The organism is Bradyrhizobium sacchari (assembly GCF_002068095.1).
In the GTDB taxonomy this organism is placed as follows: Bacteria; Pseudomonadota; Alphaproteobacteria; order Rhizobiales; family Xanthobacteraceae; genus Bradyrhizobium; species Bradyrhizobium sacchari.
The window spans coordinates 453,162-462,433 of sequence record NZ_LWIG01000026.1 but is presented as its reverse complement, the minus strand read 5'-3'; the positions used below and the strand labels follow the sequence as shown (position 1 = coordinate 462,433).

General features: G+C 65.3%; 11 protein-coding genes. 9 read left to right on the top strand and 2 right to left on the bottom strand.

Features of this window, described 5'->3' with window-relative positions; genetic code table 11:
• The 4 genes from A5906_RS45010 to A5906_RS26230 form a co-directional block, all read left to right on the top strand.
• Nucleotides 1–333, top strand: a 333-nt coding sequence (locus A5906_RS45010; RefSeq protein WP_430642417.1) for an ABC transporter permease subunit, incomplete at its 5' end; no start/stop codon positions are given.
• Nucleotides 330–1,121 (top strand): ABC transporter ATP-binding protein, encoded by a 792-nt coding sequence (locus A5906_RS26240; RefSeq protein ID WP_080138134.1) that lies wholly within the window; start codon nucleotides 330–332, stop codon nucleotides 1,119–1,121. The genes A5906_RS45010 and A5906_RS26240, both read left to right, overlap by 4 nt.
• Entirely contained in the window at nucleotides 1,118–1,822 is a 705-nt protein-coding gene (locus A5906_RS26235; protein WP_080138133.1) for an ABC transporter ATP-binding protein, read from the top strand. Before A5906_RS26240 ends, A5906_RS26235 begins: the two co-directional genes overlap by 4 nt.
• A 25-nt stretch (nucleotides 1,823–1,847) precedes the next feature.
• On the top strand, nucleotides 1,848–2,315 hold the full coding sequence (locus A5906_RS26230; protein WP_080138132.1) for a MarR family winged helix-turn-helix transcriptional regulator: 468 nt from the start codon (nucleotides 1,848–1,850) through the stop codon (nucleotides 2,313–2,315).
• Nucleotides 2,316–2,447: 132 nt separating this feature from the next.
• Here the strand turns inward: A5906_RS26230 and A5906_RS26225 are convergent, their stop codons facing one another.
• Nucleotides 2,448–3,644 (bottom strand): amidohydrolase family protein, encoded by a 1,197-nt coding sequence (locus A5906_RS26225; protein ID WP_080138131.1) that lies wholly within the window; start codon nucleotides 3,642–3,644, stop codon nucleotides 2,448–2,450.
• A gap of 157 nt (nucleotides 3,645–3,801) precedes the next feature.
• On the opposite strand from A5906_RS26225, the gene A5906_RS26220 reads away from it, so the two are divergent.
• The 4 genes from A5906_RS26220 to A5906_RS26205 all read left to right on the top strand — a co-directional run bounded on the left by A5906_RS26220 (nucleotide 3,802) and on the right by A5906_RS26205 (nucleotide 6,762).
• On the top strand, nucleotides 3,802–4,575 hold the full coding sequence (locus tag A5906_RS26220) for a ferredoxin--NADP reductase (protein WP_080138130.1): 774 nt from the start codon (nucleotides 3,802–3,804) through the stop codon (nucleotides 4,573–4,575).
• 179 nt (nucleotides 4,576–4,754) lie between these two features.
• Nucleotides 4,755–5,081, top strand: coding sequence for a hypothetical protein (locus tag A5906_RS26215; RefSeq protein ID WP_080138129.1), 327 nt, complete (start codon nucleotides 4,755–4,757; stop codon nucleotides 5,079–5,081).
• Between the two features lie 88 nt (nucleotides 5,082–5,169).
• On the top strand, nucleotides 5,170–6,429 hold the full coding sequence (locus A5906_RS26210; RefSeq protein ID WP_080138128.1) for a cytochrome P450 family protein: 1,260 nt from the start codon (nucleotides 5,170–5,172) through the stop codon (nucleotides 6,427–6,429).
• A gap of 99 nt (nucleotides 6,430–6,528) precedes the next feature.
• Nucleotides 6,529–6,762, top strand: coding sequence for a hypothetical protein (locus A5906_RS26205; RefSeq protein WP_080138278.1), 234 nt, complete (start codon nucleotides 6,529–6,531; stop codon nucleotides 6,760–6,762).
• Between the two features lie 20 nt (nucleotides 6,763–6,782).
• Here the strand turns inward: A5906_RS26205 and A5906_RS26200 are convergent, their stop codons facing one another.
• The gene (locus A5906_RS26200; RefSeq protein ID WP_080138127.1) at nucleotides 6,783–8,036 is read right to left on the bottom strand and encodes a DUF763 domain-containing protein; all 1,254 of its coding nucleotides are present in this window, start codon (nucleotides 8,034–8,036) and stop codon (nucleotides 6,783–6,785) included.
• Between the two features lie 125 nt (nucleotides 8,037–8,161).
• Between A5906_RS26200 and A5906_RS26195 the strand changes: the two genes are divergently transcribed.
• On the top strand, nucleotides 8,162–9,272 hold a 1,111-nt coding region (locus A5906_RS26195; RefSeq protein WP_080138277.1), incomplete at its 3' end, for a mechanosensitive ion channel family protein.

Below are 9,272 nucleotides of genomic sequence, written 5' to 3'. Positions count from 1 at the left end.
GGCGGTGCGCTGTTCGCCTACCTGAAAGGCAGTGTCTTCCCCGACAATCTCGGCATCTCGCTGTCGGTCGATGCGCTGGTCATGGTGCTGCTCGGCGGCGTCGAGACCGTGTCGGGCGCGGTGATCGGCGCCATCGTCTACAAGGCCCTCAACATCTGGCTGGTCAGCCAGACCGATCTGTCGAAACTCGTGCTCGGCGGCTTCATCGTGCTGATCGTCGTCGTCTTCCCCAAGGGCATCGTCGGCATGCTGGAGATGCTGGCGCAGCGCCGCAGGAAGTCATCGCCGCCGGGATCCCCCTTGCTCGCCAAGCCGATCGAGTCTGCCGAATGAGCGTTGCACCCCCACTTCTCGCGGTCGAAGGCCTGACCAAATCCTATGGCGGCATCCATGCCGTGCGCGGCGTCTCGTTCTCGCTGCGTGCCGGCGAGATCCTGGCGCTGATCGGTCCGAACGGCGCCGGCAAGAGCACCTGCTTCGACATGCTCAACGGCCAGAACACGCCGGACTCCGGCCATGTCCGCCTGCTCGGCGAGGAGACCACGGGCAAGAAGCCGCGCGAGATCTGGCGGATGGGAGTGGGACGCACCTTCCAGATCACCGCGACCTTCGCCACCATGACCGTGCGCGAGAACGTGCAGGTCGCGCTGATCTCGCACGGCAAGCAGCTCTACAATCTCTTCGGCTCGGCGCCGAACTTCGATCGTGGCGAGGCCGGGCGGCTGCTCGAGCTGGTCGGCATGGGCGGCTACGCGGATCGACCCTGCGGCGAGCTCGCTTATGGCGACCTCAAGCGCCTCGAGCTCGCGGTCGCGCTGGCCAATGAACCGAGACTGCTGCTGATGGACGAGCCGACCGCCGGCATGGCGCCGCGCGAGCGCGTCGAGCTGATGCGGCTCACGGCTCAAATCGCGAAGGAAAAGGCGATCGGCGTGCTCTTCACCGAGCACGACATGGACGTGGTGTTCGAGCACGCCGACCGCATCATCGTGCTCAATCGCGGCACGCTGATCGCGGAGGGCTCGCCCGCCGAAGTGCGAGGCAACCCGCAAGTGCAGGCGATCTATCTCGGCGAGGGGCTACTCTACGAGGGCGGGCATCGCGAGGGAGCATCGGCATGAAGCTCACGGTGCAAGACCTCAACAGCCATTATGGCCCGGCGCACATCCTGTTCGACATCGGCTTCGAGGTCGGCGAGGGCGAGGTGGTGGCGCTGCTGGGGCGCAACGGCGCCGGCAAGTCGACGACGTTCCGCTCGATCGTCGGCCTCGTCGCGCAGCGCTCCGGCCGTATCCTGTTCGAGGGCAAGGACTTCTCGGCGAAGCCGACCCACGAGATCGTGCGCGAGGGGCTCGGCTACGTGCCGGAGGAGCGGCGCATCTTCACCGATCTGACGGTGGAGGAAAACCTCGAAGTCGGCCGCCAGCCCAAGCGACCCAACGCGCCATACTGGACGCGCGAAAAGCTGTTCACGCTGTTTCCCAATCTCGGCGAGATGAAGAACCGCCCGGGCGGGCGCATGAGCGGCGGCGAGCAGCAGATGCTGACCATCGCGCGCACGCTGATGGGCAATCCGTCCTTGGTGTTGCTCGACGAGCCCTCGGAAGGCCTGTCCCCGAAAATCGTGGAGCAGATGGTCGATGCCATCCTGACCATGAAGAAGGAGGGCGTCAGCATCGTCGTCTCCGAGCAGAATTTGCATTTCGCGCGGTTGATCTCCGACCGCGCCTACATCATCGAGCGCGGCCGCATCTGCTTCGGCGGCACCATGGCCGAGCTCGACGCGCGTCCGGACATCCGCGACGCGCATCTGTCGTTGTGACGGCAAAGGGAAGGGCAGCGGGCGGATGGCGAAGAGCGTCGCGGCGAAGAAGAGCCTCAAACCGGCCAAAGCGTTTAACAAGCCGCCTTACGTGCTCGACGAGCAGGTCGGTTTCATCCTGCGCCAGGTCTGGCAGCGTCACAGCTCGATCTTCTCCCGCGACATCGGCACCAATTTGACGCCGACGCAATGGGCGGCGCTGTCGAAGCTCGCGGAGACCGGTCCGTGCTCGCAGAACCAGCTCGGCCGGTTGACGGCGATGGACGTTGCGACCATCAAGGGCGTGATCGACCGCCTCACCGCGCGGGGCCTGACCGAGACCAGCCCGGATCCCGAAGACGGCCGCCGCCTGCTCGTGAGCCTGACGCGTGCCGGTCAGCAGCTTGCGGAGAAACTGGCGCCCAATGCGCTCGCGATCACCCGCGAAACGCTGGCGCCGCTCGACGCCAAGGAGCGCGAGACGCTGATGGGGCTTCTCAATAAGCTGAGGTGATGTGCCTCGTTATTCCGGGGCACGCGCATCGCGCGTGAACCCGGAATCCGGAGATTGTCGCGCGATTCTCAGGTGCGCGAGTGCGCACCATAGTTCGCGCTCACGCGCGCGCCGGAATGACGGCAAGAGCCGTCACTTCGCCACCACCTCCGGGACCTTCCCCGCGGGCGGCGTGTTGCGGCTGCGCTGGGTGCGCACGATGCCGTCGATGATGGTCATGCCGATGCCCGGGAGGTCGCCGAGCTGGACGCTCTCCAGGATGTTCTTGCCGGGCGAGTGCTGGGCCTTGTCCATGATGACGAAGTCGGCGGAACGGCCGACTTCAATGAGGCCGCAATCGAGCTGCCGCATCCGCGCGGTGTTGCCGGTGGCAAGGCAGAACGCGAGTTCGGCCGGCAACTCGCCGAGCGAGGACAGCATCGAGACCATGCGCAGAATGCCGAGCGGCTGCACGCCGGAGCCGGCGGGGGCGTCGGTGCCGAGGATGACGCGGTGCAGGTCGCCCATCTCGCGCGCGGTGCGCAGCGTGAACAGGGCCGAGCGCTCATTGCCGTTGTGCACGAGCTCGAGGCCGCGCTTGCAGCCCTCGCAGATGCAGCGGATCTGGTCGTCGGGCAGCGCGGTGTGGCCGCCATTGATGTGGCCGACCACATCGGTGTCGGCTTCCAGCACCACGTCCTTGTCGATCAGGCCGGAGCCTGGGATCGAGGGGCCGCCGGTGTGGATGGTGCTCTGGATGCCGTATTTGCGCGCCCAGCCGACCATTTTCCGCGCGGTGGGGCCATCCTTGACACCGCCGAGGCCGACCTCGCCGAGCAGCTTGACGCCGTTGGCGGCCATCTCCTTGAAGTCTTCTTCCACCATCTCGCATTCGATCACCGGCGCGCCGGCGTGAACCTTCACCCCGCCGGGACGCAGGGTCCAGAACGCGCGCTGGGCGAACACGGCCATCGCCTTGAGGCCGACGACATCGCGGGGCCGGCCGGGCATGTGCACTTCGCCGGCCGAGATCATGGTGGTGACGCCGCCATGGAGATAGCTGTCGATCCAGTTGATCTGGTTCTGGCGCGGCGTCCAGTCGCCGGCCACGGGGTGGACGTGGCTGTCGATCAGGCCCGGCGCCACCGTGGTGCCGTGGGCGTCGACGATGGTGGTCGCGCCCTCGGTGTTGCAGTCCTTGTAGCGGCCGATCGCGGTGATCTTGCCGTTCTCGGCGACGATGGTGTCGCCGTCCAGGATCGGCTTTTCCAGCGCGCCGGACAGGATCAGGCCGATATTTCGGATCACGAGCTTCGAGGGTCCGGCGGCCTGGGGTGCGTCATGCGCCATGGAAGGGGCTCCTTATTCGTAACTGCAACGCTTCCGATCTTGGGCAGCCTTGACCACCGGATCAAGCCGGATTATTCATTAGTATACGAATGATCGTGTACAAACGACGCATAGCTGACCGCCTCGGAACCGCAAGCAAGCGACACGGAAGGGTGAGATGAGCAATTTCAATCAGGAAAGCGTTTTGAGCGTCCACCACTGGACCGACACGCTGTTCTCCTTCAAGACCACCCGCAGCCCGACCTTCCGTTTCCGCAACGGCGAATTCACCATGATCGGGCTCAAGGTCGGCGAGAAGCCGCTGCTGCGGGCCTACAGCGTCGCCAGTGCCAATTACGAGGACACGCTGGAGTTCTTCTCGATCAAGGTGCCTGACGGCCCGCTGACCTCCCGCCTCCAGCATCTGAAGGAAGGCGACGAGATCATCGTCAGCCGCAAGGCCACCGGAACGCTGGTGATCGACAATCTGGAGGAGGGGCGCAACCTCTACCTGATCGGCACCGGCACCGGCCTTGCGCCGTTCCTGAGCGTGATCAAGGACCCCGAGACCTATGAGCGGTTCGAGAAGGTGGTGCTGCTGCACGGCTGCCGGCACGTGAAGGAGCTCGCTTATGGCGAGATGATCACCGAGCACCTGCCGAAGGACGAGCTGCTCGGCGAGTACATCCAGAGCCAGCTGATCTACTATCCGACGGTGACGCGCGATCCCTTCCGCAATCGCGGCCGTATCACCGACCTCATCACCTCAGGCAAGCTGTTCGCCGATATCGGCCTGCCGGCACTGGAAGCCGCCCACGACCGCGTCATGATCTGCGGCAGCCCGGCGCTGGTGGCGGACACCCGCGTGCTGCTCGGCGAGCGCGGTTTCGTCGAGGGCAACCATGGCGAGCCGGCCCAGTTCGTGGTCGAAAAGGCGTTTGCCGAGCGCTAAAGCGTTTTCAAGCGAGGTGGATGCCGGTTCTACGCGTCCAAATAAGGATCTAGAGCCCGTTCCGGGGCTTTAGGTTCAGAATTTCTGCGCGAGAAGATCGTATTTTCGCCACCGCCGGGGCGTTGCGGCTCCGATTCGGCGCACGATACACTGTGGGACCGAATCAGCGGAGTTCCCACATGGTTGCGGACAGCGACAGCAACATCGCCTGGCACCGGGTTCAGTTGAAGAAGAACCGCGCCGAGTTGAAGGCGCTCGAAACCGCGCGCTTCACGATGGGCGAGATCGCCACCTCGAAGCGGAACGGCCAGACCCAGAAGACGATCGCGGAACTCCAGCGCAAGATCGCGCAGTCCGAGCGCGCGATCGCCGATCACGACAAGCGCACGCGACGTCCGCTCGGCACCGACCTGCAAAGCCTCAGCAACGGCAGCTGGAGCCATTGGGACTCCTATACCAACCAGCAGCAACGCAAGACCGGCCAGCGTTCGCCCGGGCGCGGATAGGCTCTACTTGTCCTTCCGCCGGTTCAGGCACTTGCGCGCTGCCGCGCGCACACCATCTGGTTGAGGCGCCAACCATTACGGTGATCCCATGGCACCGCGCCTCGATTTCACCAGTGAGGCCTTCTTCCGCGATCCGCCCAAGGCGATCGCGGCATTACGCGCATCCGGCCCCGTGGTCGCGACGCGCTTTCCCCTGGTGGGCGAGGTCTGGATCACCACCACGCATGACGCCACGGCGGAGGTCCTGAAGGACGGCGCGACCTTCACGCTGCGCAAGGAGGATGGCGACGTCGCGGGTCTGCGCTGGTGGATGCCGAAATATGTGAAGACCATCGCCAACAACATGCTGACGATGGACGAGCCGGATCATACGCGGCTGCGCAGCATCGTGGACGAGGCCTTCCGTCGCCGTGCCATCGTGGCGATGGAACCGCGCATTCGCGCCATCGCAGACGGTCTTGCCGACGAGCTGTTCGCCGCCGGCAGCCCCGCAGATCTCGTGCAGCGCTACGCCCGGATCCTGCCGATTTCGGTGATCTGCGAATTGCTGGGACTGCCGGCCGCCGATCGCCCGAGGTTCATCGCCTGGGCGAATTCAATGTCGTCGCTCACGAACGTGCTCAGCTTCTTTCGGTTGCTGTTCGCGTTCCGCAAGATGCGGCGTTATCTCGAGGAGCAGTTGCGGATCGCGCGCGTGCAGGGCGGCGAGGGCCTGATCGCCGAGCTGGTCCAGGTCGAGCGCGAGGGCGGCCAGATCACGCCGGATGAAATGGTCTCGATGGTTTTCCTGCTGCTGGCCGCGGGTTCGGAAACCACCACGCATCTCATCAGCGGTTCGGCCTATGAACTGCTCAGGAATCCGGCCTTGCGCGACTGGCTGGAAGAAGACTGGGGCCGTGTCGGTCTCGCGGTCGAGGAATTTTTGCGCTTCGTCTCGCCGGTGCAGTTTTCAAAACCGCGGTATGTGCGGCGAGACATCGCGCTTGCGGGCGTGCCGCTGAAGAAGGGCGATCGCGTCATGGTCATGCTGGCCGCGGCGAACATGGATCCGACGGTGCACGATAAGCCCGAGCGCCTCGACCTCGCGCGCAAGCCGAACCGCCACATGTCGTTCGGGACGGGAATTCACTTTTGTCTTGGCCATCAGCTCGCGCGGATCGAAGCGGCCTGTGCGCTGGAGGCGCTGCTGACGCGATGGCCGAAACTCGCTCTCGCCGTCGATCCCGCGGACATTCGCTGGCGCAAGCGGCCCGGGATGCGTGCGATCGCAAGGTTGCCGGTCGTTGCGGGTGGGGCCGGACGACCGCGCCTCGCTGCGGCCGCCGCCGAACCGCTGCCAGCGGATTAACACCGCACCGGGAACAGGGCGCGTCATCTTGCGCAAGGCGCGAAACAATCCGGATTGCGTACGCGTTGCCCGATGCACGCAACAGCAAGGGAGCAGCCCATGCCCAACGGCGGCAAGACGCATATCGGATCGGGCGCGCATGGCAAGGGCGCCGGAACCGGCGCACTGACGGATATCCCAAAGGACAAGATCGGCGACAACATGATCCTGTCGAACCGCGACAAGGCGCAGCATTCCGACATTCGCGGCATGGATGGCAAGTTCATCCAGACGGAGCAGTACCAGGATCATTCGGCCAACCGATTGAGCGACGACGAGGAGGCTGAGGATTAGGCGCTCGCCAAGCGGCAGCCTCAGGAGCCGGTCGACTTCCTGGATGCGGCGATATCGCGCTCCCAGCCGAATACGGAGCGGCCGTCGAGATCAGGCGAGGCAGCACGTTCGCCTGCGATGAACGATTCCACCGACGGCCCGCGCGCGGTACGCTCCAGCCGCCGCGCCTGGTCGTCGAGACGCCTGATCGCCTGCATCTCTTCCTCGCGCCCGAGCCTCGCGCTCTGGATCGCGCCCTTCAGCACGCGGATGGTTTCGTCATAGACCTTGATCGGAACGGGGTAGGGATGCCGGTCCTTGCCGCCATGGGCGAGCGAGAAGCGGGCGGGATCCGTGAAGCGATAGGGCGCGCCGTGCACGACCTCGGCGACCATCGCCAGCGAACGCACCGTGCGCGCACCGACACCGGGCGTCAGCAGCAGATCCGGAAAGTCGACCGGACCGCGCTCCGCGGCCGCAGCCAGCGTACCGTGCAGGCGTCGCGCGAACACGTCCTTGGGGCGCACGTCGTGATGCGCCGGCATGATCAGATGCGGCAGCATCGCTTGCGCAGGCGCGGGCTCGGTGCGGGTGAGGCGCTCGAATTCCGTGAGGATGCGATCGGGGCCGAGATCATTGAGGAGTTCGAGCTGCGCGGTGCGCGCGACGTCGGCGCGGTGATCGGTGAGGTTGACGATCTCACCCTGCTGTGGGCCGTCGATAGCGCTGTGGGGCGCGTCGACAAAGCTCTTCAGCGCCTCGGAATGCCAGTGATAGCGGCGGGCCTGGCGCTTGTCGCCGTTCATGCCCTGCTGCACCACCGTCCACTTGCCCTCAGCGGTGACGAAGAAGCCGTGGAGATAAAGGTCGAAACCGTCCTGGACCGCAGCGCTGTCGACCTTGGCCACCAGACGGCTGGCGCGCGTGAGTTTTTGGCCATCGAAGCCGACACGATCGCCGAGCTGCAACAGCTCGTCCGGCGTCTTGCGCGAATGCTGGCCGCGGCCGCCGCAGACATAGATGCCGAGCTCGTCCTGGAGCGGGCCGAGTCCGCGCTTCAGCGCGCCGATCACGGAGGTGGTGATCCCCGAGGAGTGCCAATCCATCCCCATCACGGCGCCGAACGACTGGAACCAGAACGGATGCGATAGGCGCTGCATGAACGCGTCGCGCCCGTAATGATGCACGATCGCCTGCGTGACGATCGCGCCGAGCGTGGCCATGCGGCTCGCGAGCCACGGCGGAACCCGTCCGGTGTGGAGAGGGAGATCGGCGCTGCCGGTTCGTCTGGTCATGCGGACGACAACCTAGCGCAGCTCGGCGACGGTTGCACCAGCGGAATGCTGCATTGCACGGGGCGGGGGAGCGAAGCCGGCCGCGAGGCGTTGAGCGCTGACGCGCATGTAAGGCGGGAACAGCAATGAATTGGCAGGCCCTCATGGCCGACATCGACAAGATGTTCGGGTGGATACCATCATGGTTCATTGGTCTTGGCCTGGTCGCCGGGGCGATGCTGCTTGCCCTGTCGTTCTATCGATTTGCCGTTTGGCTGCTGAATCGCGCCTTTGGGGCCCGCCTTCCGCTTCTGAGCGTGTTCATCGAGCGCACGTCTGGTCCGGCCCAGCTGGCGCTGTGTCTTGCCGCCGTCGCCCTGGTCCTGCCGCTCGCGCCGCTCGACGACACCATCCGTACGCCGCTCACGCGCCTGTTCGTCGTCGCCTTCATCGCGCTGATCGGCTGGATCTCGATCCGCGTCGTGGACATGAGCGCGGCGCGCTATTTGCAGAACTTCCGCGACGTCACCGAGAATTTCGTCGCGCGCAAGCACGTCACGCAGGTGCGGGTGTTCAAGCGCGTCACCGATACCATCATCGTCATCATCACCGTCTCGGCAGCGCTGATGACGTTCGATTCGGTGAGGCAATACGGCGTCAGCCTGTTCGCCTCCGCGGGCGCTGCCGGTATCATCGTCGGTCTTGCCGCGCGGCCACTGCTCAGCAACCTGATCGCGGGCTTGCAGATCGCGATTACCCAGCCGATCCGGATCGAGGATGCCGTGATCATCGAGAACGAGTGGGGCTGGGTCGAGGACATCGCCTCGACCTATGTGGTGATCCGTCTCTGGGACTGGCGACGCATGGTGGTGCCGCTGTCCTATTTCATCGAAAAGCCGTTCCAGAACTGGACCCGCGATACCGCTTCCCTGATCGGCGTCATCGCGCTCCATGTCGACTATCGCGCCGATGTGCCGCGCATCCGGCGCTGGCTCGAAGGTGCAGTGAAGGAGTCCAAGCTGTGGGACGGCGCCGTCGTCAATCTCCAGGTGATCGACGCGGATTCGCGCACCATCGAGCTGCGCGCGCTGGTCAGCGCCAGGAATGCGCCGCAATCCTGGGACCTGCGCTGCGAAATGCGAGAGAAGCTGATCGCCTTCATCCGCGACGAGATGCCGGAAGCCCTGCCGCGTGAACGCGCGATCCTGATCCCGCAAGGAGGAGGCGACGACATCGAATTGCTCCAGCGCCCCGCCG

What these genes read in the sequence shown, in the direction of transcription:
- A5906_RS26240 (WP_080138134.1), top strand. Translation starts at nt 330, where the DNA reads ATGAGCGTTGCACCCCCACTTCTCGCGGTCGAAGGCCTGACCAAATCC.
- A5906_RS26235 (WP_080138133.1), top strand. Translation starts at nt 1,118, where the DNA reads ATGAAGCTCACGGTGCAAGACCTCAACAGCCATTATGGCCCGGCGCAC.
- A5906_RS26230 (WP_080138132.1), top strand. Translation starts at nt 1,848, where the DNA reads ATGGCGAAGAGCGTCGCGGCGAAGAAGAGCCTCAAACCGGCCAAAGCG.
- A5906_RS26225 (WP_080138131.1), bottom strand. Translation starts at nt 3,644, where the DNA reads ATGGCGCATGACGCACCCCAGGCCGCCGGACCCTCGAAGCTCGTGATC.
- A5906_RS26220 (WP_080138130.1), top strand. Translation starts at nt 3,802, where the DNA reads ATGAGCAATTTCAATCAGGAAAGCGTTTTGAGCGTCCACCACTGGACC.
- A5906_RS26215 (WP_080138129.1), top strand. Translation starts at nt 4,755, where the DNA reads ATGGTTGCGGACAGCGACAGCAACATCGCCTGGCACCGGGTTCAGTTG.
- A5906_RS26210 (WP_080138128.1), top strand. Translation starts at nt 5,170, where the DNA reads ATGGCACCGCGCCTCGATTTCACCAGTGAGGCCTTCTTCCGCGATCCG.
- A5906_RS26205 (WP_080138278.1), top strand. Translation starts at nt 6,529, where the DNA reads ATGCCCAACGGCGGCAAGACGCATATCGGATCGGGCGCGCATGGCAAG.
- A5906_RS26200 (WP_080138127.1), bottom strand. Translation starts at nt 8,036, where the DNA reads ATGACCAGACGAACCGGCAGCGCCGATCTCCCTCTCCACACCGGACGG.